The organism is Oceanispirochaeta sp. M1 (assembly GCF_003346715.1).
GTDB lineage: Bacteria > Spirochaetota > Spirochaetia > DSM-2461 > DSM-2461 > Oceanispirochaeta.
Genome location: NZ_QQPQ01000025.1, coordinates 38,186 through 65,144, shown reverse-complemented (window position 1 = coordinate 65,144; position 26,959 = coordinate 38,186). Strand labels below are relative to the sequence as shown.

The window sequence follows — 26,959 nt, the reverse complement described above, 5'->3', positions numbered from 1 at the left end:
AACTCAATGCAATTAAATCCAGAACAGAAACTGGCTGTTGATACTCTAAACGGCGCTCTTTTGATTATCGCCGGTGCAGGCAGCGGTAAGACCGGTGTCATTACAACCCGTATTGCCAATATGCTGAATCACGGCATCCCCCAGTCCAATATTCTGGCCCTGACTTTTACCAATAAAGCCGCAAGAGAGATGGAAGAACGTGTAAAAAAACTGACAGGGAAAAAACTTTCAAACCTCACCCTCTCTACGTTCCATGCCTTCGGTGTGAAAATTCTCAGAGAAAATTTTGCGGAGATGGGATTCCGTCCCAATTTTTCAATCTACGATACAAATGACAAGATTTCCTGTCTTAAGGAAGCCGCAAGAGAGTTGAAGCTGAAATACGAGGCTCCCGAGCTTATGGAACTGGGAAATCTCATCTCATCCATCAAGACAGAGCGGATTCCATGGGACAACACCAACGATCAGCATAAGCCTCTCTATAAAGAGTATGAAGAGCATATGAGAATCTACAATGCCGTGGACTTTGACGATCTGATCACTCTGCCGATAAAGCTGCTTGAAGAGCGGGAAGATATCCTTGAGAAATATCAAAACAGATTCCGCTATATCATGGTAGATGAGTTTCAGGACACATCTCAAATTCAATATAGAATGCTCCATATCCTTGCAATAAAATACAAAAATATCTGCTGTGTAGGAGATGACGATCAGTCTATCTACTCCTGGCGCGGTGCCAACTATGGAAACATCCTGAAATTTGAAGAGGACTTCCCTGGAGTTCTTGAGATTAAACTGGAAAGAAACTACCGCTCAACAGGAACCATTTTGAAAGCCGCCAATGCGGTTATTGCCAACAATACAAATAGAAAACTCAAGGAGCTCTGGACTGAGCTCTCCCATAATGAGATGACCATCAAACACTGCCTACCTGAAGATGACAGAGAAGAAGGTGAGTTTATCGCCTCTACCATTGCCAGTATTAGAATGCAGGATCAGATGAAATACGATCAGTTCGGTATTCTGATCAGAACAAACAGTCTCAGTAAGGCCGTGGAAGATGCTCTTCTGACACACAATATTCCCTACTCCATGAGCGGTGGAACCAGCTTTTTTCAAAGAACTGAAATCAGAGATATAATCTCCTACCTCAGGGTTATCAATAATCCCGACGATGATGTTAATCTGATGCGTATTATCAACACTCCCAGGCGGGGTGTGGGTAAGAAGGCCCTGGAAACTCTGGTGAATATTTCACAGGATAGGGGTGAATCACTCTATTCTTCTTTAACAGCATTAATGTTTTCGGCTGACTCAGGAATTTCAACACAGCTCAAGGCCGGGCTCGGTGAGTTTATGGAAGTTATAGAAGACTTTAAAGACCGCTTTTCAGAGACAAAAGCCCTGGCTGCAACCACTCAGGAACTTGTTGAAGAGATAAATTACTGGGAATACCTCCTCCATGAGCACTCCAATAATGATAAAGTCGCAAAATGGAAGTATGACAATGTCACTATGTTTATCGAGTTTATGTCCCGCTGGGAAAAGAATCCTGACAACCTCAATCCCTCACTGCAGAAATATCTGAACAGAATAACTCTGGTGACCAGAGACGAATTAGATGATGAGGATGCAGGAAAAGTTAATCTTATGACCATCCATGCATCCAAGGGACTTGAGTTTGATGTTGTGTTCCTTGCAGGAGTAGAGAGAGATATTATCCCTCATGCTCGTGCGGTGGCAGAAGATCCTGAAAATATAGAAGAAGAGAGACGTCTCTTTTATGTAGCCATTACAAGAGCCAGAAAAAAACTTTTTATTACATCCTGTATGAAAAGAAAACAGATGCGGGAAATGATTGACTCAGGGCCCTCCCCCTTTCTTGAAGAGATTCCCAAAGAACTTCTGGAAGAGATGGAGCTTGAAGTGGAAGTAGAAGATGCGGATGAGGCAAAAAAATACTTTGCCCGTATGCCCTGGAAATAATTAATGATAGACAGCAAAGGTAAACGCATAAGCTCCGCCCGTGTGGAACGTTCTTTATTCATATCTCTGATTGCAGGCGGTATGGGTTCCGTCTGGTTTATCTTCTGTCAGCCCCAGCAGATTCTCACTGTAATGATTAGAAACTATCTGCATGCAAGTGATCAGCAGCTGGGAACATTTGTGGCTATCCTTAACATGGCAGGGGTCTTCCATCTGGGAGCCATCTACCTCTATTCAAAGACAAAACGAATCAAACCTGTCTGGATAATAACCACAACCCTCTCCCGATCCTCAGCATTTTTCATTGCCGCCGCAGCACTCTATGTTTATATGGGAGGGGATAAAAATACCGCCCTCTGGATTGTAATGGGAGTATCTCTTGTATTCTCCTATATGCTGGGAAACATTTCCGGTTCCGGCTGGTGGACATGGATCTCTGCTCTTATTCCTGAGAAGACGAGATCATCCTACTTTGGAAAACGCTCCAGCCTGGCTCAGATGATGAACATCATTTTCTTTTTCTCGGCAACATGGCTTCTGGATATCTTTTCCAGTGATATTTTTCTGATATATGCGCTGATCTATCTTGTTATAGGGGTTCTTGGAGTCGCAGATATTCTTCTTCACCTGGCAGTCCCGGAGCCCGTACACGCCCATGAACGGCAGCCTTTTTCCAGGAATCTTCTTCTGGAACCAGTGAGAAACAAGGAGTTTCTCTGTTTTGCTGTACTTACCGGTTTTTCAGTGCTGAGCATCTTTGTAGCAGCTCCCTTTCTGGCGCCCCATATTACAAGCCCTGAGACTGTGGGTGCTCCTAATATCTGGCTGGGTATTATGTTCTTTATCTCACAGCTTACCTGGATGTTCATTGCACCATTCTGGGGAATGCTGATGGACCGCATGGGTCAGAAGCCTATTGTTCTTCTGGGACTGCTTCATCCATTCTGTTACCCTCTATATCTTCTTCTCACTCCCCATAACTATGAAATTTTTCTTCCTATTATTGCCATATGGACTGGAATCTTTGCTCCGGCATTCTGGGAAGGAATAACTCAGATGATGCTGGCACAGGTTCCTTCAAAAAACAGAACTGCCTATGTTGCCTGGTACTGGGCACTCCTTGGAATGATCGGTTCACTGGGTAACCTCCTTGGAGGGTTTCTCATGGAACATACAGGCAGCCTGACCATAACTATAGCTGCTACTCTTTTACTGACCTTTTTGAGCTTTCTTGTATTCGGCAGCCTGAAGGTTACGGCCACTGCCAGACTGGACCATGTTGTTTCTCTGATCACCACACCTTCGGTCTACAGGACCTATTCACAGCTCTCTGTTCTCTCAGGAACGGTTCGGCCTGATAAGGTGCACAAAGCATTAAAGGATGTAAAGAACAAATCCGGAGTCCTGGCATTTGATGAAGTCTGCAGCCGTCTGGAAGATCCTGACCGGGCTGTCCGGGAGGAAGCCGCCGGAGCTATGGGAAGGATAGGCACAGAAGCGGCCAGGGACATACTCATAGCACAGCTGAACAATCCCGACTCCCTTGTTCGTCCCGAAGCTGCAGCGGCACTGGGTCTAATGCAGGATTTATCAGCCATACCTCCCCTTATTGATGCCCTGTACACAGGAGATGAAGAGGTTCAGGAAGAGGCCGCCTTATCTCTTGGAAAACTGAAGAGTGAAGAATCCGTCAAGGCCCTTAAGCAAATCATAGAAGAAGACCGTTCTCAGCGGGTCAAGGTATCCAGTGTTGAAGGTATTGTTCACCAGAACCGCCTTGAGGCTGTGGAAGAGATTATGAAGCTTTGGGAGCAGACCAGTAATAAGATACTGAAAACCCAGCTTTCCATATCTCTGGGGAACCTGATAGGGAATCCCGGAGGATTCTACCGCTGTGTTACAGGGACTCAGGAGAACAGAGATTCGGCCATTGCCAATCTGTTCAAAGATATTTTTAACAGTCTCAAGAAGTTTGAAATCATGGATTCAGGATATGTCAGCCATATTATCAAAGAGAGTCTTCCTGCAGTGGAAGAGAGCTTTACAGCACGCGACTTCCCTGAAAGCTTCAGCACTATGTATACAATCATACTGAACCTGATATTCCGTAAACTGGAAATGATGGGATATGAGGGAGATGCTGAAAATGCCGGATGTTATCTGAAAGAGAAAGACAGCCTCCTCTTTCTGGGTTTTCATCTCTACTCCCGTCTTGAACAGCTGCGAATAGAAAAATTGTGCGAGCCTCAACCCACTGATATCCTGCTGGGAGTCTATTTCCTCAAGTCATACTGTAAGAGAGAAACTCAGCGCGGCAGATAGAGAGAAAATCCTTCTGCCATCAAACTTATTGAAATATCAGATATCCTCAATATTATAGGGGGTCACCTGGTATACATAGTAGTTGAGCCAGTTACTGAAAAGCAGGTTGGCATGACTGCGCCAGCTTACAGCAGGTGGAAGCTCAGGATTATCATCGGGGAAATAATTTCTTGGCACTATCGGTTCCATACCCTTGGCGAGATCCCGTTCATACTCTTCTTTTAAGGTGAGAGGATCGTATTCGGAATGTCCGGTTACAAAGATATTTTTTCCCTCGTTACTTGTGACAATATAGATTCCCGCTTCTTCTGATTCGGAAACTATATTCAAACCGGGGATATTTTCGATATCCTCTCGTCTCACTTCTGTGTGTCTGGAATGGGGAGCAAGAAAATTGTCATCGAACCCTCTGACCAGAGGGACTTTTCTATCATTTACATTGTGACAGAAGACTCCGGACATTTTTGTCTTGATAGGATGTTTTTTTACTCCGTGATGATAATAAAGACCGGCCTGTGCACCCCAGCAGATATGCAGGGTTGAAGTAACATTAGTCTTTGACCATTCAAGGATACTGACAATCTCATCCCAGTAATTAACCTCTTCAAATTCCAAGGTCTCCACAGGTGCACCGGTTACAATCATTCCGTCATATTTGTAATCACTGATCTCGTTAAAAGTCTTATAAAAGACCTGGAGGTGTTCCTGAGGAGTATTACGGCTTGTGTGTGTTACCGGTTGTATGAGATCCACCTCAAGCTGCAGAGGACTGTTAGAAAGCAGTCTGAGCAGATGAGTCTCTGTAGTAATCTTGACAGGCATAAGATTCAGGATCAGGATTTTCAGGGGTCTGATATCCTGATGCATGGCCCTGGTTTCTGTCATGACAAAGATATTTTCGTTACTGAGAATATCAGTTGCCGGTAGTTTATCCGGAATTCTTACAGGCATATGAATCTCCTATAAAGGCTTTAATGCCTAAACAGTCACGAAGGGGTTACTGATTTTTTCCTTGCCCACCAGAGTGGTTGAACCATGTCCGGGATAGAGGATAGTCTCATCAGGTAAAGTATAAATCTGATTGACAATAGACTTTTTCAGTACTTCCATATCTCCACCGGGCAGATCAGTCCGGCCAACAGAACCGTCAAAGATGACATCTCCTGTGAAGCAGCATCCACCATCAGGCAGATAGAACACTATGGAACCGGGACAATGGCCGGGAGTATCCCTGACTGTGAAATGCATCCCAGCCAGATCGAAGGCCTCGTCATGAGCCAGGACACGGTCCACAGAGGCTTCTTTGAATACAAGGCCGGGCATTGCCATGGAGGACTGCACAGAGGGATCTTCAATCCAGGAAATTGCATCTTTATGAGCAAATACGGGGATACCCGCTTCATTGAACTTATGAACGTCCAGAATATGATCCCAGTGGGGATGCGTTACAAGAACTGCTTTCAGTTCGGCCTCATATTTACCGCACTCCTCCATAATAATATCAAAGGCTTCGGGACCTGCATCCACTGCGGCTGCTTCTTTAGTTTTTTTATTTATTATCAGATAGGCATTGGTCTGAATCGGACCTGCCGGTAGTATTTCAATATCCATTGTTATCTCCTGCTATACTCAGCTTTCAGGTAAGCAACAATATCATAAAAAGGACTGATTGAACAGTGGATATAGTATGGGTATACTATTATTAGGATAGGTAAAAAAAGGAGCCGAAATAGCGGCTCCCTGACAGGTTTTATTTTAAATTACGAATTGTGTAATCTACAGATGAACCTACATCAATTGTCATTACAAGGATTTTCCAGGAATCACCTTCCTCTTTCATCGTTGCAATATATGTACCGTCATCTACTCCTGTACCGTCAGCAGCATATGTACCTGTAGCAGTATAATTACTACCACTGCTACTTACAGATGGTGATCCAAAATGGAAATCACCATTTAGAGGATTAAGTGGCCCAATAGTAAATATTTCACTTGAAAGATAAGCATCATAACTTTCCATATCTTTATGAAAATGAGAGTTTAATGTTGTATTTGTATAAACACCTGAATTTAGTGTGGTTTCAAAACTCGAGATTCTGCTTTTTATCAAAGTTTCCGGATCATCAGTAAACAGGTCACAGGAAAAGACCATCAGAACAAGAACTATCAGCACCGTTGCTTTTATTATATTTTTCATAGATTAACTCCTTAATAGTCACAATTAGTTTACTAGCGTATATCTGCTTCAACAAGGTACGGGACGATTCTTGTCTCATACATATCGAGAAACTGGTAATAGGCATTTAGAAAATCAAGAAATTCGGGATTTCCCTGATCCATAAAGTATATAGTTTTCATCTGTACATACATAGTACCGACCACAAAACGTCTTAGAGACTTTGCAGAGACCGCATAGTAGCGGACATTCTGTTTTAAACCGGAAGCTTTTACTTCTTCTGGAAATACGGTTTCTTTGTAATAAGCTTTCTTCTTATCACCCTCAAGTGTATCCAGTTTTTCACGTAAACCCATCAAGCCGTCTTTCTGAGCCTGAAACAACGCCTCATTCTCATCAGACATATCTGCATATTCTGCCAGCTGATCCATCATAAGAAATACAGTGGATGCGGGATTACTCAGAAAAGCCTCTTCTGCTTCTGCCTTGAATGCGGAGTAGTCAACCTTTCCCCTTTTAATCTCAAAGGGTACACCCGGAGTCTCACCGGCATTTACTCTGACACCCTGCTCTGCACCCAGCTGCACTTCTGCACCCTTGGATGTTACAGCAACGCTTCCTTCATCAACAACATAGAGGGCCGAACCGTCTATACCTGAAAAAACGGAGAATTCTGTACCGCGCAGTCCACAGACTGTTGAAGGAGTCCTGATCTGAGGCTCCTGCTCTTTCATTGTCTTTGTGAATTTATAGCTGGCAGAACCAAGAACAAGCTGAAAACTGTTTCTGCTCTTGTTATCCTGCTGTACAGAATCCAGTTTAAAGATAGAATCTTCATTAACCTTGACAGTAGAACCGTCTTCCATCTCTATCTCTGCATAGCCGTCATATCCAGTGATAATGGAATCGCCTGTCTCTACAGGCATCCCGATATCTGCATAATCAAAATCACCGGAGCTTGTTTTTATATCAACAGTTCCATCAACATAAACAACTTCTCCCATCAGTGAGAAAGCCGGAACTGCCAGTATTGATGTCAGAATCAGGAATAAAGTGATTTTTTTCATTCATTTACTCCTTTCCATGCTGCGATCTGTACACCGGTTTTAGAGGGGCGAAGCACCATATGGAGTTTACCAGCGGCACCCTGAACTTCTACATATGTATCATTCTCAGTCAGAAGATTCTTGAAATAGGTTTTGATTTCCCATGTTTCAGAGAAAATAGAAGCATCTTCAGCCATTACAGGTCTCTGCTGAAGAATAAGCGGATTATCGAGGACATATCCTGCTTTATTTAGTCCTGACCACAGAAGATTGATCTGTGTTTCGGATTCTAGAATTTCTCCATCAAAAACAAATGGCAGAACTGAACTCTCAACAAGTGCTTCAGTCTGTCCTGCATTCATCATTTCAATGACTGCCAATACGTCATCATCTTTGACTCCTGAGCCTAAACCTGCACATGAGGTCATCAGGGCTACCAGAAGCAAAAGGGCAATAAATTTAATACTTTTCATGTTTTTAATTATATCTCCGTGGGTGTAACAAAACAATTAAGAGTTGATATTTTTAAAGAAAATCGTGATTAGGGTAGAGAAGCACTGTAGCTGCTCAGCATATTCTGAAACAATTCTACCTCTTTACCGGCCAGAGTTTTTCCGGGAGGGAATTTCATCATGGATGGATTGATATGTGTTCCGTTGTAACGGACTTCGTAATGAAGATGAGGTCCCGTAGACATTCCTGTAGTTCCGACATAACCGATGGTCTGCCCCTGATCAACAATTCGTCCACGTCTGATTCCTCTTCCGAAGGCCGACATATGGGCATACATGGTTGTATAACCGTTTACGTGGCGGACCCGAACATGGTAACCGAAAACATCGTTGTATCCGGCATATGTTACAGTTCCGTCTCCTGAAGATTTAATGGGAGTCCCTTTGGGTGCCCCGAAATCGATTCCTTTATGTACAGAATTGAACCCTGTGATAGGATGAGTTCTGCGTCCATATCCGGATGTGATATAGGCACCGTTTATAGGTGTTTTTAAAAGGGTTTTCCGTACGGTCTGTCCGTTTTCATTATAAAAATCGGCTTTTCCATCGGTATTCTCATAGCGGAAGATCTGCAGATCCTGATTGCCTGTTTTCATTGATGTAAAAAGAATATTACCCGTATCAACAACATTACCCTCTTCATCATAAATTACTTCATAGGTAACGGAAAGCTGGTCTCCTTTATGAATATCTCTCTGAAAGTCTATATCAAAAGAATAGAGCTGAATCAGATCCATAATGACATTATCCTGCATACCGCTGTCCAGACAGGAGGCATAGAGGCTTGAATCAACGACAGTATCAATAGAGACAGGATAGGCATTCAGTTCTTTGTAGTTTTCTGTTACCTGAAAACCGTCTCCTCCACTGCGTGAGACAAGAATATCACGGTCTATGGAGAAAGGAAGCATGATGCCTGAAAAGTAGTTGTTCTCATAGCGGAGTTCAACTTTCTGTCCCGCACGGAGTTTTCTGAGGTTGACCACATCCTTTATGGCATCGATAACACCGGAAGTATCAGTTGAGCTGATTCCATTATCTTCCAGATGGAGAGATAAGGTACTGCCGCGTCTTAAAAAAGTATCATTAATTTCAATTGTAGAAACAGCAGCTTCTATCACTGCTGTGGGTATAATATCGGAATCAGCAATGACTGCTGCTGTAGCCGAAGTATTTCTTGCAACATTGATCACAAAAAAGAATGTGGAGATAATTAATATTGTAAAGACAGCAGACCGCCATCCCTTCATTTTTTTCATCGTTTTAAATAGTCCCATAGATTTACCATCGGCAGGATCGGACAAAGGTATTACTCCGCTCAGGTCAATCTTTTACATAATTTGCAAGCATTTTCTGATCTTTGACACTGAGGATGGCTTCCATATAAATACCCTCTTCCTCGTATTCTTCCTTCAGTACAATACTGTTACGCCTTACATATGCAACTATATCCCACTTATCAGCTGGAATCAACAAAGATTTAACCGGGAGCTCGGCTTCAAGGACCTGCTGAATTCCATCTTCGAGCTTTTCACGTCCTGCTCCTGTTTTTGCAGAAAGCATGACCACTGTATTTGCTTCATTAACTAGAAAGTGAGCCATCTCATCTGGATCATCAATCATATCGCTCTTATTGAACACCAGAAGAACCGGTTTGTCTCCGGCACCAAGTTCTCTCAAAACCTCTTCGGTCACCTTTTTATGTTCTCTCCACTCTGGATTACTTATATCCAGGACATGAATAACGGCATCGGCCATTACGGCTTCTTCAAGGGTGGATTTAAAAGCTTCTACCAGATTATGGGGCAGCTTTCTGATAAAACCTACAGTATCGGTAACAACAACCTGTCTTCCACCAGGGAGATGAACCCTTCGTGATGTGGGATCAAGAGTTGCAAAAAGCTTATCTTCGGTCAGAACATCAGCTCCAGTCATCATATTCAGAATTGAAGATTTACCGGCATTTGTATAACCCACAATGGAGAGGGTCGGAACCGGGAGGGAACGTCTTCTCTTTCGCTGAGTCTCTCTGTTCTTTCTGACATGGGCCAGCTCTTTCTTAAGGGATGCTATTTTTGCCAGAACCATACGTCTGTCAGTTTCCAGCTGGGTTTCACCCTTACCCCTGGTACCCTTGGCTCCCCCCCTCTGTCTGGACAAATGGGTCCATGCACGGGTAAGACGGGGCAGACTGTACTGCATTCTGGCAAGAGCTATCTGAAGAACAGCTTCTCTGGTGGATGCCCTTTCTGCAAAAATATCCAGGATAACTTCTTCCCGGTCAATTACAGTGATGTTCAAGTCTCGTTCGATATTTCTCTGCTGAGACGGAGAAAGGTCATAGTCAAAGATTACAAGATCGGCGCCGCAGTCTGCTGCAGCCTGTCCTATCTCTTGAATCTTACCTGTACCCACAAGGTAGCGGGGATTTGTTTTTCTCAGCTTGACCATCATGGTATCCACAGGAGGAATTCCCATGGTTTCGGCCAGACTCGCCAGTTCTTTTAAATGATTTTCGGACTCTTGAGCCGATTCTCCCTCATCCTGAATGCCCACCAAAAAAGAGCTTTCACATTTCATTGAGAGAATATCCCGATCTTCCAGACGTTCAAATACAGGTTCCACTAATACCTCCGGGTTAATTGATTATGACTTTTTATCATCCTCATTGTCCAGAAGGCTGTAGGGCATATAGCGGTGGACTGGATTGCACATGGCTTCAAAAATATTATCCTTGATATGGGAGCCCTCTTTTGCCGCAATCTGATCAATGATACTTCTGGCATCCAGTCTATTGGATGTTGTTCCATACTGACAGGTTGTTGCGGCTTTCAATAGATCCTGACTCTCTGCAAAATCGATAATCTCCTGCTCTTTGACATAGGCCAGAGGTCTTATTACTGTAAAAGGATAGCGGTCATATTTAAGAAGAGGAAGCATTGTAGAGAGCTCTGACTTATACATCATATTCATAAAAAATGTTTCAAGGATATCGTCCATATGGTGACCCAGAGCGATTTTGTTATACCCATTATCACCAGCATAGCGGAGGAGTTCCATTCTCCTCTGAGTAGAGCACCAGTAGCAGTTCATAGATTTCCCAGGTTTCAGGCGCTCCATTATGGGGACTTTTACCACTTCAAAGGGTATGCCCCACTCTTCCATAAGTTCTGCCATGACAGGAGATTTTCCACAGCCCGGGAAATCACCTTCAATATGAATAGCACCCAGTTCATAGGGAATGGGAAAACCTTTCTGTTTGTGCCCCAGAAAATAGGCCATGGCAAGTGAATCCTTACCGCCCGAAATTGCCAGTAGGATCTTGTCTCCGGGTTCAACCAGCTTAAACTTCAACAAAGCCTTATCAACCTTGCGGGACAATGTTTTATTGGACATTCAGAAACTCCTTATAGGAAACAGTATCAATACTGATTCACTCGCCTATTCTATTCAACGGACTATTCTAAAGATCTGATCCCGGAACCACAATCCCCGCTCGGCTCTTCTACCAAAGGTTGTAGTCAAAATGAAGGGGATCTGATATTTTCAATAAAGTTGAATATCTATCTTAGATTCGAACTGAGATGAGATCTGAGGAGCCCCTAATGTATGTAGGTGAAATTGCCGCTTTACTGACTACCATATGCTGGATGATTTCAGCTCTCTCATTTGAAGCATCAGGTAAGAGAATAGGCTCCCTGCCTGTTAATATTATCAGGCTTGTTCTGGGAATCATCTTTATGGAGATATATCTTGTAATCAGCCGGGGTGTTTTAATACCCGGCATTGCCCCGGACGGCTCTTTCTGGTTTATGTTCGCATCAGGATTTGTCGGTTTCTTTATCGGTGATATGCTGCTGTTCCGTTCCTATGTTGAGATAGGATCAAGAGTCGCTCTGCTGATTTTAAGTTTTGTCCCCCCCATCACAGCTTTCCTTGAATGGATAGTAATGGGACAGGTGTTAGCTGTTCAGGGCTGGATCAGTATGGCAGTCGTACTTACGGGAGTTCTTCTTGTATTACTGAAGAAAGAAGAAAATTCCGTAGTTTTGAAACATCCTGTAAGGGGTATACTTCTGGCCCTCGGTGGAACTATCGGCCAGTCAACAGGAATGATACTCAGCCGTATGGGAATGGGCGCATCCGATCCTGTACAGGCAACTCTGGTAAGAGCCTTTGCCGGATTATGCGGGTTTATTCCTCTTTTTTTTATTCTGGGTATCTGGCCAAAGGTGTTTAAAGGTCTAAAAGATAAGACAGCAATGAGCCAGCTCTCCCTGGGAGCCATGTTCGGCCCCTTTATCGGAGTAGCCCTTATGCTCTATGCCATGCAGCATACAACAGCCGGAATAGTCTCCATCATCACGGCTCTTGTACCTGTAGTGGTTATCCCCGCAACTATGATCCTCTTCAGAGATAAAATTACTATCAGAGAAATTATCGGATCATTTATAGCTGTGGGAGGAGTTGTAATACTCTTTCTTTAACAGATGATCTTAATCAGACCTTAGTAAGAAATTGAGGCTCTTCATCAGTTTTACCGGTATAAACACCGTGATATTCTTCAGGCATAAGACGGGCAATTTGAATCATCACCTCATCAGCAATCTGCTGACGTACTTTTGCATCTGACTTAACACCTTCAGGAATGGTAATATTTACAGGCTCCCCTACTTTTATGGTAATGGGAGTTCTTTTCAATTTCTTAAGATTAGATGAGAGATTTTCACCACCCCAGTGTCCCAGAGGGATTATAGGTGCATCACCTTTCTGTGCAAACATGATTACGCCGGCTTTTCCACTCAAAAGTTTACCATTGCCGCTTCTTGTTCCCTCAGGAGCCAGACAGAGGAAATCTCCATCTTCCAGAACCTTGATACAGTTTTTCATTCCCTGTATATCAATGGCACCTCTTTTAATGGGAAGAACTTCCCAAAGATTCATCAGGAATCTTGTAAAAGCCTTGTCCCAGAGCTCCGTCTTACCTACTGCAATGGTTCTTCTCGGTCTGAGAAAGAGATATAGAAAGGGGGCTTCCAGAAAATTTATATGGTTAGTCACCAGAATATAGGGACCTTTTGTAGGAACCTTATCCAGTTCAGTAGAATCAATACGACATACGGCCTTCAGTAATATCTTAATAAATCCATTCACCAGCCTGTAAAATAATTTCACAAATTTCTCCTCAAATATCCAGTCAGACAACAGCGGAACAATTACGACAAAAGATATGCTTATGCCGAGCACTGTACACGGTCTGTACTTCAACAATCTCATCTATATTTTCAATAAAACAATCTACAAGCTCCGGGTCAAAGTGTCTTACGCACTCTTCTTCAAAAAGAATCTGAATCTTCTCTAATGACCATGGATCTTTGTAAATCCTCCGATTATACAGAGCATCAAAGACATCCACAATAGCCGTAATTCTTCCTTTCAGATATATTTCCTGACCTCTTTTCCTATAGGGATAACCGGTGGCCATATCGGGGTTCATGTTCAAGGAGTACCTGAGTATTTTTAGAACTTGCCATTAAATCAATTTTAAAGCGCTAAAAGAGGAATATCTATTTTTTTGATGATTTTAGATGGTTTTCGAATAATTCTTTATTTATTGAATTATTTAACAACCCGGCCCTTCCAGCTGATTCCCGGAGTAAGGCGGAATTTAATTGTATAGAAAATAGCCATAATAAGTAGATTCGTATACTGCAGAGGATAGAGAACAGGATTATACCAGGGGAGCTTGTGGAAAATTGTAACAATGGTCCACGCCAGTGTAAAGATTGCTGTAGGAAGAACCAGAAGGGGACTGAGAGTCCCTTTAATCAGTGATGCTATAAAGACACCGAAGGGAAAGTTCACGGTCATAAAGATAAGAATTGCGGTCAATGAAAAAATTATAAGGTTGAAGCCGACGGAAGAATAGATATTTTTACCAAAACCTTTGAAAGATTCAATATAACTACTATACATGTGACAATCCACATACTTCTGTCCGTCAAGAAATAGAGTCTTATATCCTCTACGCTTAACTTCTTTTCCGAATGCAACATCTTCAGTAATAAGATGCCTGACATGTTCAAAACCATCTATATCTTTATATACATCCGCTTTGATGCAGAAATACTGTCCCAGACAATAGGATGCTTCTTTCCATTTCATCAGATCTATAGCCGGAAGGGGCATTATAACCGTAGTCATCACATACAGAGCCGGAACATTGATCAGCTCACCGAATGTTTTGATAATCTCATTAGGAAGAGCCGATATGAGGTCTGCCTTATGATGAAGCATATTTGTAACAATAAAAGAGAGGCTGTTTGTCTTATGAACTGTATCCGCATCGGTAAAAAGGTAATACTCCCCGGTAGCATAATGGCTTAGCTGCTGCAGAGCCCAAGGTTTGCCATACCAGCCCTCAGGCAGCTTACTTCCCGTATACACAGTCAGACGATCATCTCTTTTTGAGAGTTCTTTTAATATGGCCGCAGTGTTATCTGTGGAGTTATCATCAATTACCATGACCTCAAAATCAGGATAATCCTGGCTGAGCAGAGATTCCACACAGGCTCTTATATTATTCTCTTCATTCCTGGCAGGCACCATGACGGTGATTTTAGGAGTATTTTTCAGAGATGGTTTTTTTGTACGGATCATCATATAAAGGACATTGACTATAGTGAGAAGTAGATAGTATGAGCAGATTATTATAGAAATAATACTCAGTATTTCGATAGGAGTAAATCTTTGCATGCCGTCCATACTTCTATTGCATTTAGAACCTTATGTCAAGAAATATTCCAATTGAATAGATCGAATATTCTGAGAAAACACTCAGGTGGCTCTGCTGTTATTGAAAGGGCCTCTCCTGTCAGGGGATGAACCAGTTCTATCCTGCCTGCATGAAGCAGCAGACCATCTACTTTAAAGTGCTCGCTGAAATGATGATTACAGTATGTATCTCCATGAGATGTATCACCCACAATAGGATAACCTATACCTGCAAGATGGCGTCTTATCTGATGAAAACGGCCTGTTCTAGGTCTTATCTCTACAAGAGAATAACGGGAAGTATCATATTTACGTGAAGGGATTGGAAGCTCTGCTGTTCCAATACGTCTGTAATCACTGAGCGCCTCTTTCACAGCTCCTGTTTCATAATTTTTGAGGGCAGTATCTATTTGTCCCTCTTCAGGAAGATAACCTCGTACAACAGCCCAGTATATTTTCTGTATTGATGAGTTTCTAAAGCATTCAGAGAGTGCAGCTGCCGCTTCTGTTGTAAAGGCTGCGGCCAGAACTCCCGAAACAGGCCGGTCAAGGCGGTGTACAGGCAGCGGAGGATTCTCAAACTGGCTATAGAGCCTTTTTACCATTGTATCCCTGTCTGAGGAGAAAATACTCCTGTGTATCAGAACTCCTGCGGGTTTATAGAGAAATGCATAGTGGTCATCCTGCCAGAGGATTTTAATTTCTTCATTCATAGATGGGCTGTGATTTTAATATCTGACCGTTTAAAAAACAAGATACCTCTCTGATTCATAAAAATAAACTGAGATTATTTTCAATTTATTTGAATCACCAGATCAATTGGCTCCGTTCCTGAATTAGTTCATATTTCGGAGGCGGCTGATTGAATACGGGCAGTGTCAAACCTATATCCATCCTGATGATACTTCTTCTATTCAGGAATCTCCTCCTTTTACAAGCTCAGGAGACAATGGATTTAAGAGACTGCATAGGTCTGGCTCAGCTCAATAATGTTGGAATAATATCCAACAGACTTGAGCGTCAGGATGCGTGGAAGAGACTCCGTCTTCAGCTGAGAATGTTCTTCCCGGAAATCTCTATGGCTTTTTCTAAATCTGACTCTGTCAGTGCTCATGCTCCTGACAGCAGAATCAATAAAATTGGACTCTCATTCAACCAGCTCCTTTTCAACGGAGGCCGGGATTTAGCAGACTACCGATCAGCAGCAAGAGAACTGAAGCTGAGAGATCTGACAGCAGAAGATATGCTACATAAGATTGCCCATCAGGTCAGTCTGGAATATGTGGAGATCCTGAAAAACAGAGAGATCCTGTCAGTACAGAAAGAATCACTGAAAAACCTTGAAAATCAGATTGAGATTGCCGAGCTGGAATACAGTCTTGGCGGACTGACTGAAACAGATCTGCTGGATATAAATATCCGTGCAGTACAGTATTCCCTGAACATACAGGACAGTGAAGAAACCCTGTTACTGAGTCGATTCAATCTGTCTGAACTGATGAATGTTTCTATTACAAAACTGCCCGAACTGAAGGGAAAGTTGAATCTTGATTATCAGGGATTATATACAGATAAAATTATAGATGACGACTCCTATGTCACTCACTTGTCAGAAGATGCAGAGGAATTTAACAAGGAGCTGATGTCTCATTATCTCAGAGAATTAAACGCCGAGAGGGATCTTCTTGATTCAAAAATCAGCTGGATACCGAAAATTGCAGCCAGTGCCGACCTTAATATTGCAGGCCGCGATTACCCCCTGAATGAAACATCCTTCTCTCTGGGACTTAATTTCAGCTTTGATACCCCCCTGTTTCCCGGCAGCATGAGCATGAGTACAGGAAAGACAAACCCTGATGAGCACAATGCATCAATCAGCTCGGAAATATCTGCATTTGATAATATGGAAGGTCTTATAACTCCCTCCATAGCAAGGAATGAACTCTATACAGCACATTTGGAAACCGAAGAACTGAAACGTTTAATAGCCTTCAGGGTGGAAGCCCTCTCCAAATCAATAATCCTCAACTATCGGCGCTGTTCAATCAGCAGAGAAAAGATATTTCTGGAAACCGAAAAACTCAATATCGAAAAAATCAGAGTAGAAATGGGAGAACTGACCAGACTGGACTATGTCAAATCAGAGATACGACTAGCGAATCATAGAACAGAACTGATTGAAGGGATTGCGGCGCTCTACAGTAATGAAATTGAACTTGAGATGAGCTGTGGAATAAATGCGGAACATGAGGATTCTCTCTTAAACAAGCTGATCAGAACGGAGGTAAACAAGCAATGACCTATCGAATGATCTTACTTATCCTGAGCACTCTCTTTCTTCACTCATGCAGTGACAGATCAGAGACGGAGGATACTGTCAGCACCCTTCCCCGGGTAGAAGCATACATCTGTGAAACATCTGAATACAGCCCGGATATGAGCAGTTTTGGTGTCATAAGCCCGGTTCGCAAGGCAGATATTCTTCCCCCCTCAGAGAGCATTATCCGAAAGATGTATTTCCATGAAGGAGATGCGGTCTGTGAAGGAGATATTCTGGCCGAGCTCGATCTTCAGCAGATAGATCTTCAGATAAAAGAAGCGGAAGCCTCATTACAGAACAGAGAATCCTCTCTGGAGCTGAGCCGCAGGAAACTTGCTGAAAGCCGGCGCAATGTTGAATCCCGATTCCACACAATCAGCAGTGCCGAAATTGAACTGTCAAAAAAGGAAGCGGAACTGAATCGGATGAGCGACATCCTGAGTAATAAGAGAAAACTATTTGATCTTGGAGGGATAACGGAAGATGAACTCCTCTCTTTCGAATTGAACTATCTTGAAAAGGAAACCCTCTTTAAACAGGCCCGCTTCAGCCTGGAAATTAAAAAGATAGGTTACAGAGAAATTGACCTTATCAACGAAGGATATCCTCCATCATCTGATTCACAGCAGCTGAAGTTGAATTTTACAGACCTGAATACAAAAGTAATGCAGGCAGAGACAGAGATGGCTGTTTCCGAGCTTGAATCGGCACGTAACAGTCTTGAATCTCTCAGGCTGTACAGAGAAGAAAACACAATCCGCTCCCCTTTGAGCGGTATAGTTGTCCGCCGTTTAATGGATGAGGGAGAAAAGGCATCCAGTGAGAAACCTATTTATCATATCTGCTCCTTCGATCAAGTTTATGCCAGCTGCAGAGTCAGTGAGAAAGACCTCATATCTCTCAGACTTGAACAGACTGCGCTTATAAGCAGCCCCGTAAGCGATAGGCAGAGCATTGGATCTATAAACAGGATTTCACCCTGGATAGAAAGTGACTCGGGAAGCGGAGAAGTTATGATTCTTCTGGATAACAGGGATGGATTTTTTCGTTTCGGACAGTTTGTACAGGTCAGTATAGATCTTGAAAAATCTGTACAGGAGATTGTAATACCTTCAGACTCAGTTTTTGAAGGAGCTGCATATCTCCTCCGGGATAACCATATATTCCGGACTGATCTGACAACCGGTACTCCCCGTGACGGAATGATTCCTGTATACGAAGGACTTACTGTGGGTGACCGGATTGTATTGTCTCCTCACAATGGTTTTATAGATGGAATGGAGGTGAGTCTTCCATGAAAGCATCTCTACTTGTTTTCCTTTTCTGCCTTTTTCATTCATGTACAATTATCGATCTGCAGCCTGGTAAACTGTTCAGTACCACTCCGTCTGTTGAATATGAGATTCTAAATAAAGAAGATTCTATTTCAATCTGTTTTTCTGAAGATGTGGATCAGCCCTCTGTTCAGAGCATAAGCTGTATCAGAAGAAACGGTATCAAAGCCGAAACAACCTTTGACTGGGAAGATGGAAAAAAACTGATAATTATTCCAGCTGAAGAATTGTACAGAGGATTGGAATACCGCCTGGAGTTCAAGGGAATATACCGCAATATTTCCGGAACAGAGAGGGAAGCATCCCTGTCTCTCCCCTTCTACATTCATAGTTCAGAATTCACCCCGCTGGAGATTATGGATTTTTATCCTGCTGACGGCGCTGTACTCAACAGCGCCGGCCCGGTGCGGATTTCTTTTAATAAAGCGGTTGATACGCCATCACTCAGTAATGCGCTGAAGATAAGTCCGCCAGTGAAGATAAGTAAAACCTGGAGCGCCGAATCAGAGAATACTTTGATTATAGAAGCTGATGATGACTGGGACAATCTGACAAACTATAGAATCAGCCTGGATGAAAACCTCTGCAGTACTGACGGCGATCCCCTCTATCCCGACTGGGACCTGAGCTTTTACATTGAAGACGGCAGCAGCTCTCCTTCTGTAATCCAGTGTGGAAGCTGCAGGAGGGACAGGCTTTCAGATTTCCCATGGATCTCTGAGAATCTGGAAAATCTACTCGCCTCACAGGCTGTCAGGATAAGGTTTTCTGAAGCCATGGATCAGGAAAAGACCGAATCATCCTTCAGCATAACGCCCTCAACAGCCGGAGAAATCTACTGGATAGAAGAGGATCTTATATTCTGCCCCGACCTATCTTTCAGATCCTCCCAGAGTTTCAGGTTGAAGATCACTAAGGATGCAGAAAGTAATAATGGTATAAGGATGACAGACAGTTATATTCTGGACTTTGTTCCTGCAGTTGCTCCTTTAACACTTATCAGCCTGGAATGCAGTTCTCCCGGCGGTTTCATACTGAATGAGTTCAGTTCAACTACTTTTTATGACCTGCCCGTACAGCCTGTCTCTCCCTTTGATTTGAGTTTTCATTTTACCTTTTCAGCTCCCTTTACCACTGATAGTGAAAAACAGAGGGTACAGGACAGTCTCAGCTTTTATGAAGTATTCAGCTCGGGCGGCAGTCCCCGGACAGGCCTCTATTCATGGAGCAGTGACTACAGAATGACAGCAATATTCAGCGGATTCACTGCCGATTCGGATTCAGATTATTACTACCTTATGGATTTAAAGGGTGGTACACAGGGAATTTTCAACAGTGAAGGAAGTTATATGGATGAAACAGTCAGTCAGCTGTTCAGGACGGTTCGTCAATGAAAAAGATATTACTCTTCACGGCTCTGGTTCATCTTCTTATAAGCCTGTGGGCCTGCCGTTTTCTTGAGGAGATGATACATACAAAAGTCCCTGAAGTAGAAAACTGCAGTCTTGAAACGGATCACACCCTTCTACAATTCACCACCCCTATGAACTGGAACCTTACTGAACAGGCTTTCAGCCTCACAGAGGAGGACAGTGAATTGGAAGGCCGTTTTATCTGGGATGGAAATAAGATGTCTTTTTATCCCCATAGGGGAATCATGGAAAATCGTAACTATACTCTGAATCTGGAGAACTCTGCGGAGGATGGTTACGGTAATTCTCTGGGTGAAAACCGAAGCTGGAAGTTTTATACTGGTGAAGATAATACTCCACCTTTGATTCAATCTGTTAATCCGGTTGATAAATCAGAAATAAGCAATCTCCGGCAGTCTGTTTCCTATGATTTCTCAGAAACAGTTGATCATATGAGTTTTCGAGAAGCCCTGGAAGTCAGTCCGGCACTGGAATACCACCTGGAGTGGACTGAGGGGAACACATCTGTCCAGGTACAGCCATTGGAAGATTATTCAGAGGGAGAGGACTATACATTTACTGTCAGCACCCGGCTTAAGGACCTGGCGCAGAATAACCTGAAGCAAAAACATGAGCTTCATTACCTGATAAGCAGCAATGATGAATTGCTCCTTGAATCCATCATTCTGGAAAGCAGTTCTGCAGAGCTGGAAGAAAATGGAATAACTGAATACGTAGAGAAGGATGACATTCTGAATGGCAGACTCAACCGTCGTATTTATTCTGATGAAATCTATGGACTGATCAGGATTCAGCCCGATGTTTCATTTAGTCTTGATTGGGATATTGAATACAGGGAATTCACTCTGAGCTTTGATGAAGATCTTCGTTATGGTGAGAGTTATGATCTTTATATACTGGACCGCCTCTATACAATTCAATGTACTGGTTCACACAGTATTCCCCTCAGCATTGAATCTATCTTTTTCTGTTCTCAAGATGGTGCGGCTCCACAGAAACAACTGGTACTTAATGAATCCCTGGGTGCATATGATTCAGATACGGCAACTCTTGAATTCATTCTGAATCACAGCCCTTATGGGGTAATCAGTGAGAGTTCCTTTATGAAGGCATTCTCAATTGAGAGTTCTGTTCTCAGCTTCAGATTACTCTCATTGGAGCTGGAAGCAGCTCCTCCTGCCACACAGTCACTTATCAGGATCTGCCTCGATGTTTCAGACACAGGGTTTCCCGGTACGGTTCGTTTTTCACTTGATGATTCTCTATCTGACAGCCTTGGAAACAGTCTTGAAGAGAACTGGACAATGATGGTCAATCAGCCTTGAATTTGTATGACTGGAGCAGAGATCACCCACTGTCTGTTCTCATGGCATGGGGAGCACTTCTTTTATTTGGAATACTCTCCTTTTTTGAATTGGAGATGGAGGAACTTCCTGAGGCAGCTAGTACGGTCATTACAGTTGTCAGTGAACTTCCGGGTTTTCCTGCTGAAGAAATAGAATCTCTTATTACAATCCCCATGGAAAACACACTCTCAGGTATCCGGTATATCAAAGATATGGAATCTGTCAGCAAACGGGGATATTCAAGGGTTCTTCTCCATTTCGACTGGGGAGCCGATATGTATCAATCTTCAATATCTGTACGGGAATGTATCGACGGACTCTACCCATACCTTCCGAGGGGGATGAAAAAGCCTCTGGTCATGAGTAATGACCTGGCTGGAGATCCTGTTATAATGCTTGCTGTAAAGGCTCTGGAGAACAATGATGAAAAAGATTTCTATTCAATTCTGAACAGTGAAATAAAAAACAGATTACAGGGACTCGATGAAATTGCCTATGTCAGTATTCGGGGGCTGAAAAAGCCTGAAATACATGTTGAACTGGATATGGATGCCCTTTCGGTCAGAGGAATATCCATTGCAGAGACTGCTTCAGCCCTCTCCTCTTTTCTAATAAAGAAAACTGCCGGGAAAATCACTGATAGAGGGATACAGCGCCTGGTCACAGTGGAAAGCGGAATCAACACAGCCGCAGAGATTGAAGAGCTTCAACTCTTTCCCGGTATCAGACTAAAGGATATTGCAGAAATCAAAGAAGAGAGTGAACAGCAGGGCTCTATTTTTCTCTCTAACGGAGAACTGGCCTGGGGATTCTGTATATATAAAAATGCTTCTTCGGGTACTGCAAAAGCCGCCGATGCTGTAAAAAATATTCTTCCCCTTCTGAAAGATGAATACTCGGGCAGATTGGGTTTTCAGATCATTGATGATGAGTCTGTAAGAATCAAAAAAAACATCAGCTCTCTTTTTTTATCCCTCTTCTGGGGGCTGACAGGAGCCTTTCTGGTTCTCCTTCTCCTCTATAGGCAATTGTCTCCGGCACTTATAACAGCAGCCTCTATCCCCTTTACTCTGATTCTGAATTTCTTTTTTCTTTATATCTTCAAGATCAGTCTCAACACAATCTCTTTGTATGGAATGATAGCAGCCATAGGTCTCATAGCCGACAACAGCATTATAGTGCTTCATGAGCTTGAAAAAGGTGAAGATATACAGAATATAAACTCGGCCCTGTTCACCTCTACCCTCACAACGGTGATTGTCTTTTTGCCTCCTCTCTTTATACCGGGACCTACATCTGTTCTTTTTGGAGATCTTGTTCTGACGGTTGTATTTACTGTGGGGCTCTCACTTCCTGTATCCCTGTTTTTTACTCCAGCCTGTTACAGGCTCCTTAACAAAAAGCTGACGGTTTCTTATGTTCCATTGCATGTAAATCCTCCCTCTAGTCATTGTAACAAAGTCAAATCCTGCTATTTTAAAGTTCTGAATACATTTCTTTCGCAAGGAAGATTTTCCGCTAAGGCTTTATACATTTTTATTTTGATCTTCCTATCCGGAATGGTTCTTCTGAAAGTTATTCCATTTGAACTTTTTCCTGACAGGCAGAGCAATAAATTACTCCTGTCCCTATCACTTCCCCCGGCTTACAGTCCCGGTCGCGTCATCGCCGAAGCTTCATCTATCTCAACAAAAATACAGGCAGAATTTCCACTGAATACAATAATAATGGAATCTGAAGGATCTGATCGTAATAACTTTTCTTTTAGCTCCTCCAATATGAATATTGGAGATTCGAACCAACTAAATATTCTTATCATTAATGAAAAGAGAATATCTCCAGAAATGAAGAAGGCAATTCATAATTTCTGCCGGAATACTCTTTATCTGCAGAATTGCAGAGTAGAACCTCTCCCTGGAACGTTTCAAAAGCTCTACCCCGAAGACAAGGGGATAAGTCTTGCCAGTATTGATTCTGACACTCTATATGAATTACCCCTTCCACCGGGAACATCTGAATCCGGGGACAGTAAGATGGAGCTATACTATCTTGAAACTGATCCTCAGAGACTCATAGCCTCAAATATTTCACCCCTCACAATCCATACCGAATTAACAGCCAGGATAAATGGTCTTTCCGCAGGAGAAGTAGAAAGGGCAAAAGACAAAATTAATATCCTTGTAAGAGCGGCGGAAAGATACAGATCCGACTTTAGCTCCCTAAGTAGAATGATCACTGCAGAAACGGCAGCCCCACTGGATTTACTTGGGAAATTCATGAAAAGCAGTCACAGAGACGCTTTCTACAGGAAAAATCAGCAGTATATACGCAGTATTTCATCAATCCGGACTGAAGATAAAGGAGTTCTTGAGGAGGAGCTGAAATCATATCTGCCACCGGAGATTTCAATTCTGAAGGATGAGGAAACTGAGATGCATCAGCTGACATACCTGTATGCATTGAGTCTTGTGTTTCTTTTTCTGATTTTAGGAGTACAGACCGGGTCCCTCAGGAAAACATTGATTCTTTATTCATCTCTGGTCCCGGCAATATGGGGCGGATTGATTTTCCTTTTGATATTCAGGCAATCTCTGAATATCTACAGCTTTCTCGGTCTACTTATTCTGCAGGGAACCATTGTGAACTCAGGAATACTTCTGCTCTCCTCTCTGGATGGATCATTTAAACAGGGACGCAGTATACAGCAGGGAGCTGCATGCCGCTTAAAACCCCTTTCAGGCAGCTGCCTCAGCACAGTGACAGCATTAATCCCTGTGCTGATCACAGCACTCCTTTCAGAAAACGGTGAAGCTGGAATGGCGCTTTCACTTATAGGAGGCCTGCTCTTTGGAACGATGCTGGTTTTGATCCTCCTGCCGGCCTTTTACCAAAACCTGGTACTCCTGAATGGGAAATAGGAATATTTTTCTTCTTTTAATCTTCTGCCTTCTAATCTGTCACTTTTTGAAAGACCTGCAGTTTTCCTATTATCCGGATTCATCAAAAAAAGTTATCTCTGTGAAAATAGAAATGGAGGGAGCCGGACCTGAGGAGATTGAAAACCTGCTCTGCAATCCCCTGGAAGAAGAGATACTGATGATGCCGGGAATCAGCCATTTTTACTCAAGATCAGGATGGGAAGAGACTGAAATAACACTTTTTCTGGATGAACTGAGTGATCTAAATAACTGCTATCTGGATCTGAGAGCAATAATTGAAAGAAAATCAGCCTTTTTCCCGCCATCCGCCGGAAAGGCAGTAATAAGAAAAAGCAGCAGTTTAAACAGTCCTGTTTTCATATTTGTACCCAGGCTGATGAGTGATAAGAAGAATATGACACCCACTGAATCCTGGACTGAAGAGAGAATCCGGTCAGAACTGAAAGGAATAAGCGGAATATCTCAAATTCATCTGAGTTCCTCCTCCGGACAGGATATAAATATTGAGTTTGAAGAGGATATGCTCAGTTCGATTCAACAGAATGCTCTGGACCTGGCAGGCATTATTCATCAGCATAACAGCATCTCGGCCCTCAGTCTTGATGATTCATCAGAACTTGTTCTTGATCAGAGACTTAAGTCAATCTCTGATTTTGAAACACTGGCCCTCAGCCCGGCCCTGGAGCTCTCAGAAACAGCTGATATAAATATTGAAAGTTCGGCAGTTAAAAGTCTTTCCAGATTAAACGGTCGTAGACAGAGCATTTCATGGATCTATGAAAGTGGTGATGCGAACACTATAGACCTATGCAGGAAGCTGCGTACTGCAGCTGAAAAAATACCCGGAAGTCTCATACTCTATGACAGAGGAGAACTGATCGAAGAAGCTCTGAAAGAGCTATTTCAAATACTCTGCCTTTCGCTTACTGCAGTAATATTGATAACCCTTCTGATTTTAAAAAACTTCAAAGCTGCCCTTCCGGTCTGTTTGAATATCCCGTTCTCCATAGGAGGAACAGTGGCAATATTCAATATGCTCTCCTGGGAGATAAATATCCTTGTACTCTCGTCACTTGCCCTTTGCAGTGGAATGATCATTGACTGCGGTATCATTGTTCTTGAACAGGGATTTGAAAAATCAAAAAGAGCCCTCTGGTCATCTCTTGTTTCAACCCTTATTGCACTCACCCCCTTTTTATTTGCATCACCTGGTCTGAAATTCCTCTGTACACCCCTTATCAGGGCACTCTGTATCTGTCTGACACTATCAGTACTCTTTATCGTACTGACCATGAAACAGTACAATGGCAGATCATTACAGGGAGAATTATCTGTACGCCGTCAGCAGATAAACCGCATTGCAGGATCATATACAAAATATAAGAAATACGCTGTTTTGGTTTTAATTCTTATCACCATCCCATCACTGTTACTGATGAAAAACCTGAATTACTCACAGGACTTTAAACTGATAAATGACAGCATCCGCTTCTCGGTAGAATTCCCGGCAGGCAGCAGTAAGGAGTGGATAGAAATACAGCTTATGGATATGGAAGAGTCTCTTGGAGAAATTAATGCGGCGGAATACTACAGCTCAGAGTACAAGGATGAAAAGGCTGGCTTTCATATAAAACTTTCTGATATTTCAATGAAAGATGAACTGGAAGAAAGTATCAAAACACAGATGATGTCCCTCCCGGGTTTTCTCTATTTTGATGACAGGCCGGCGGGTGATTCATACCATATACGGATACTCGCTCATATGCGTCCACTGTTATACAGCGAAACAGAAAAACTGGCTCAATTTTTTCAAAGGACTATGAATGAACAGAATCTGACTCTCCATTACAAAAAACAGCAGCCCCTTCTCTGTGTTCAGACAGATAACAATATTTGCATGGCAACAGGGATAAGCCCTTTAATCACGGCCAGGAGTCTGGGAAAGAAGCTTTCACCACCTGTTCTGGGAAAATGGGTTCCGGGAGACGGCATAATCTATGACATCAGAATTTTCAATAAAGAGGCAAATGAATTGGAAACAAGTGAAATTGGAAAATTGAAAATCGAGGGAAAAGGCTCTTATGCTCTGGAAGATCTGGCTGTTTTGAGTAATAGAGAGGACTACGGTCCAATTGAACATTTCAACTCTCAGCGGAGCACTTCCTTCTCCTTCTCTACTGAGGGTCTGGGTGGAAAACAAATTCATAAGACAATAAATAGAGCCCTGAATGATTATAATCTTCCCGAAGGAGTCAGAGTTATTCACGGTGAAGAATATAGAATCCGCAGAAACAATATCAGAGAATTGATCAAACTCCTCACAGCATCAATTCTTCTTCTATTTATTCTCCTCATTTTTATATTTGAATCACCATTCCTACCACTCTGTTTGATGGGGCAGATCATCTTATGTCACATTTTTACCCTGGGCTTTCTGAGACTGTTAAAAGTAAATCTCTCTGTTCCGGTTTTCTTTGCTCTGATACTGAATACGGGTCTCTCTATCAATAACGGCCTCATAGTATTTTCCCGCTTCAGGAAAAAAAGGCCCTCTCTGGAAGAGGCGTTAAACTCATTACTGCAATGCAGAAGTACAATCGTGACAGCAGCCCTTACAACATTGACAGGTTTCATCCCCTTTCTTGGTGCAGGAGAAAGCTCTGCAGAACTTTTAAAGGCATTGTCTCTGACCGTTGGAAGTGCTGTTATTATTTCAATTCTGCTTTTAGTGGGGAGTCTCTTTATTTTCAAACCAGATAAATCCTCTTGAT

The 26,959-nt window shown here is 42.7% G+C and carries 21 protein-coding genes; 9 read left to right on the top strand and 12 right to left on the bottom strand.

Translation table 11 applies throughout. The features are described from left to right. Positions 1 to 6 precede the first annotated feature (6 nt). Complete coding sequence (locus DV872_RS17155; protein WP_171832123.1) at positions 7 to 1,986, top strand: ATP-dependent helicase; 1,980 nt, start codon at positions 7 to 9, stop codon at positions 1,984 to 1,986. Positions 1,987 to 1,989: 3 nt separating this feature from the next. Beyond that, positions 1,990 to 4,308 (top strand): MFS transporter, encoded by a 2,319-nt coding sequence (locus tag DV872_RS17150; RefSeq protein ID WP_114631178.1) that lies wholly within the window; start codon positions 1,990 to 1,992, stop codon positions 4,306 to 4,308. A gap of 36 nt (positions 4,309 to 4,344) precedes the next feature. Here the strand turns inward: DV872_RS17150 and metA are convergent, their stop codons facing one another. The 8 genes from metA to DV872_RS17110 all read right to left on the bottom strand — a co-directional run bounded on the left by metA (position 4,345) and on the right by DV872_RS17110 (position 11,438). Further along, positions 4,345 to 5,259 (bottom strand): homoserine O-succinyltransferase, encoded by a 915-nt coding sequence (gene metA / locus DV872_RS17145; protein ID WP_114631177.1) that lies wholly within the window; start codon positions 5,257 to 5,259, stop codon positions 4,345 to 4,347. Positions 5,260 to 5,286: 27 nt separating this feature from the next. Continuing rightward, the gene (locus tag DV872_RS17140; protein WP_114631176.1) at positions 5,287 to 5,919 is read right to left on the bottom strand and encodes an MBL fold metallo-hydrolase; all 633 of its coding nucleotides are present in this window, start codon (positions 5,917 to 5,919) and stop codon (positions 5,287 to 5,289) included. 139 nt (positions 5,920 to 6,058) lie between these two features. Next, the gene (locus tag DV872_RS17135; protein WP_114631175.1) at positions 6,059 to 6,505 is read right to left on the bottom strand and encodes a hypothetical protein; all 447 of its coding nucleotides are present in this window, start codon (positions 6,503 to 6,505) and stop codon (positions 6,059 to 6,061) included. Between the two features lie 32 nt (positions 6,506 to 6,537). Then, the gene (locus DV872_RS17130) at positions 6,538 to 7,551 is read right to left on the bottom strand and encodes a FecR domain-containing protein (protein WP_114631174.1); all 1,014 of its coding nucleotides are present in this window, start codon (positions 7,549 to 7,551) and stop codon (positions 6,538 to 6,540) included. Beyond that, positions 7,548 to 8,003 (bottom strand): hypothetical protein, encoded by a 456-nt coding sequence (locus tag DV872_RS17125; protein WP_114631173.1) that lies wholly within the window; start codon positions 8,001 to 8,003, stop codon positions 7,548 to 7,550. Before DV872_RS17125 ends, DV872_RS17130 begins: the two co-directional genes overlap by 4 nt. Positions 8,004 to 8,071: 68 nt before the next feature. Continuing rightward, positions 8,072 to 9,346, bottom strand: coding sequence for a M23 family metallopeptidase (locus DV872_RS17120; RefSeq protein WP_114631172.1), 1,275 nt, complete (start codon positions 9,344 to 9,346; stop codon positions 8,072 to 8,074). A gap of 19 nt (positions 9,347 to 9,365) precedes the next feature. After that, complete coding sequence (gene hflX / locus DV872_RS17115) at positions 9,366 to 10,667, bottom strand: GTPase HflX (protein ID WP_233516433.1); 1,302 nt, start codon at positions 10,665 to 10,667, stop codon at positions 9,366 to 9,368. Between the two features lie 21 nt (positions 10,668 to 10,688). Next, positions 10,689 to 11,438, bottom strand: a complete 750-nt coding sequence (locus DV872_RS17110; protein WP_114631171.1) for an ATP-binding protein — start codon at positions 11,436 to 11,438, stop codon at positions 10,689 to 10,691. A 209-nt stretch (positions 11,439 to 11,647) separates the two neighbouring features. On the opposite strand from DV872_RS17110, the gene DV872_RS17105 reads away from it, so the two are divergent. Next, the gene (locus DV872_RS17105; RefSeq protein WP_158547025.1) at positions 11,648 to 12,529 is read left to right on the top strand and encodes a DMT family transporter; all 882 of its coding nucleotides are present in this window, start codon (positions 11,648 to 11,650) and stop codon (positions 12,527 to 12,529) included. A 13-nt stretch (positions 12,530 to 12,542) separates the two neighbouring features. Here the strand turns inward: DV872_RS17105 and DV872_RS17100 are convergent, their stop codons facing one another. From DV872_RS17100 to DV872_RS17090, 4 genes are all read right to left on the bottom strand, one after another. Then, entirely contained in the window at positions 12,543 to 13,217 is a 675-nt protein-coding gene (locus tag DV872_RS17100; RefSeq protein ID WP_158547024.1) for a 1-acyl-sn-glycerol-3-phosphate acyltransferase, read from the bottom strand. A 22-nt stretch (positions 13,218 to 13,239) separates the two neighbouring features. Further along, positions 13,240 to 13,539, bottom strand: coding sequence for an HD-GYP domain-containing protein (locus DV872_RS26405; protein ID WP_147283197.1), 300 nt, complete (start codon positions 13,537 to 13,539; stop codon positions 13,240 to 13,242). Between the two features lie 122 nt (positions 13,540 to 13,661). After that, positions 13,662 to 14,702 (bottom strand): glycosyltransferase family 2 protein, encoded by a 1,041-nt coding sequence (locus tag DV872_RS17095; protein ID WP_158547023.1) that lies wholly within the window; start codon positions 14,700 to 14,702, stop codon positions 13,662 to 13,664. Positions 14,703 to 14,833: 131 nt separating this feature from the next. Further along, a complete protein-coding gene (locus DV872_RS17090) occupies positions 14,834 to 15,529 on the bottom strand; it encodes a pseudouridine synthase (RefSeq protein WP_114631167.1) in 696 nt (231 codons plus the stop codon). A gap of 149 nt (positions 15,530 to 15,678) precedes the next feature. Between DV872_RS17090 and DV872_RS17085 the strand changes: the two genes are divergently transcribed. Genes DV872_RS17085 through DV872_RS17060 form a run of 6 tightly spaced genes read left to right on the top strand, consistent with a single transcriptional unit; the run spans position 15,679 to position 26,958 of the window. Next, entirely contained in the window at positions 15,679 to 17,115 is a 1,437-nt protein-coding gene (locus tag DV872_RS17085) for a TolC family protein (RefSeq protein ID WP_114631166.1), read from the top strand. Next, complete coding sequence (locus DV872_RS17080; RefSeq protein WP_114631165.1) at positions 17,112 to 18,434, top strand: efflux RND transporter periplasmic adaptor subunit; 1,323 nt, start codon at positions 17,112 to 17,114, stop codon at positions 18,432 to 18,434. The genes DV872_RS17085 and DV872_RS17080 overlap by 4 nt, the downstream gene beginning before the upstream one ends. Continuing rightward, positions 18,431 to 19,864, top strand: coding sequence for an Ig-like domain-containing protein (locus DV872_RS17075; protein WP_114631164.1), 1,434 nt, complete (start codon positions 18,431 to 18,433; stop codon positions 19,862 to 19,864). Before DV872_RS17080 ends, DV872_RS17075 begins: the two co-directional genes overlap by 4 nt. Then, the gene (locus DV872_RS17070; protein ID WP_114631163.1) at positions 19,861 to 21,228 is read left to right on the top strand and encodes an Ig-like domain-containing protein; all 1,368 of its coding nucleotides are present in this window, start codon (positions 19,861 to 19,863) and stop codon (positions 21,226 to 21,228) included. The genes DV872_RS17075 and DV872_RS17070 overlap by 4 nt, the downstream gene beginning before the upstream one ends. Continuing rightward, a complete protein-coding gene (locus DV872_RS17065; protein WP_147283196.1) occupies positions 21,225 to 24,167 on the top strand; it encodes an efflux RND transporter permease subunit in 2,943 nt (980 codons plus the stop codon). Before DV872_RS17070 ends, DV872_RS17065 begins: the two co-directional genes overlap by 4 nt. Then, the gene (locus DV872_RS17060; protein WP_114631161.1) at positions 24,157 to 26,958 is read left to right on the top strand and encodes an efflux RND transporter permease subunit; all 2,802 of its coding nucleotides are present in this window, start codon (positions 24,157 to 24,159) and stop codon (positions 26,956 to 26,958) included. Before DV872_RS17065 ends, DV872_RS17060 begins: the two co-directional genes overlap by 11 nt. Position 26,959: the final 1 nt, after the last annotated feature.

Excerpts from the sequence above, each read along its gene's own strand:
- DV872_RS17155 (WP_171832123.1), top strand. The coding sequence starts at position 7 with ATGCAATTAAATCCAGAACAGAAACTGGCTGTTGATACTCTAAACGGC.
- DV872_RS17135 (WP_114631175.1), bottom strand. The coding sequence starts at position 6,505 with ATGAAAAATATAATAAAAGCAACGGTGCTGATAGTTCTTGTTCTGATG.
- metA (WP_114631177.1), bottom strand. The coding sequence starts at position 5,259 with ATGCCTGTAAGAATTCCGGATAAACTACCGGCAACTGATATTCTCAGT.
- DV872_RS17130 (WP_114631174.1), bottom strand. The coding sequence starts at position 7,551 with ATGAAAAAAATCACTTTATTCCTGATTCTGACATCAATACTGGCAGTT.
- DV872_RS17070 (WP_114631163.1), top strand. The coding sequence starts at position 19,861 with ATGAAAAAGATATTACTCTTCACGGCTCTGGTTCATCTTCTTATAAGC.
- DV872_RS17105 (WP_158547025.1), top strand. The coding sequence starts at position 11,648 with ATGTATGTAGGTGAAATTGCCGCTTTACTGACTACCATATGCTGGATG.
- DV872_RS26405 (WP_147283197.1), bottom strand. The coding sequence starts at position 13,539 with ATGAACCCCGATATGGCCACCGGTTATCCCTATAGGAAAAGAGGTCAG.
- DV872_RS17140 (WP_114631176.1), bottom strand. The coding sequence starts at position 5,919 with ATGGATATTGAAATACTACCGGCAGGTCCGATTCAGACCAATGCCTAT.
- DV872_RS17110 (WP_114631171.1), bottom strand. The coding sequence starts at position 11,438 with ATGTCCAATAAAACATTGTCCCGCAAGGTTGATAAGGCTTTGTTGAAG.
- DV872_RS17095 (WP_158547023.1), bottom strand. The coding sequence starts at position 14,702 with ATGATCCGTACAAAAAAACCATCTCTGAAAAATACTCCTAAAATCACC.
- DV872_RS17080 (WP_114631165.1), top strand. The coding sequence starts at position 17,112 with ATGACCTATCGAATGATCTTACTTATCCTGAGCACTCTCTTTCTTCAC.
- DV872_RS17075 (WP_114631164.1), top strand. The coding sequence starts at position 18,431 with ATGAAAGCATCTCTACTTGTTTTCCTTTTCTGCCTTTTTCATTCATGT.
- DV872_RS17060 (WP_114631161.1), top strand. The coding sequence starts at position 24,157 with ATGGGAAATAGGAATATTTTTCTTCTTTTAATCTTCTGCCTTCTAATC.
- DV872_RS17090 (WP_114631167.1), bottom strand. The coding sequence starts at position 15,529 with ATGAATGAAGAAATTAAAATCCTCTGGCAGGATGACCACTATGCATTT.
- DV872_RS17125 (WP_114631173.1), bottom strand. The coding sequence starts at position 8,003 with ATGAAAAGTATTAAATTTATTGCCCTTTTGCTTCTGGTAGCCCTGATG.
- DV872_RS17150 (WP_114631178.1), top strand. The coding sequence starts at position 1,990 with ATGATAGACAGCAAAGGTAAACGCATAAGCTCCGCCCGTGTGGAACGT.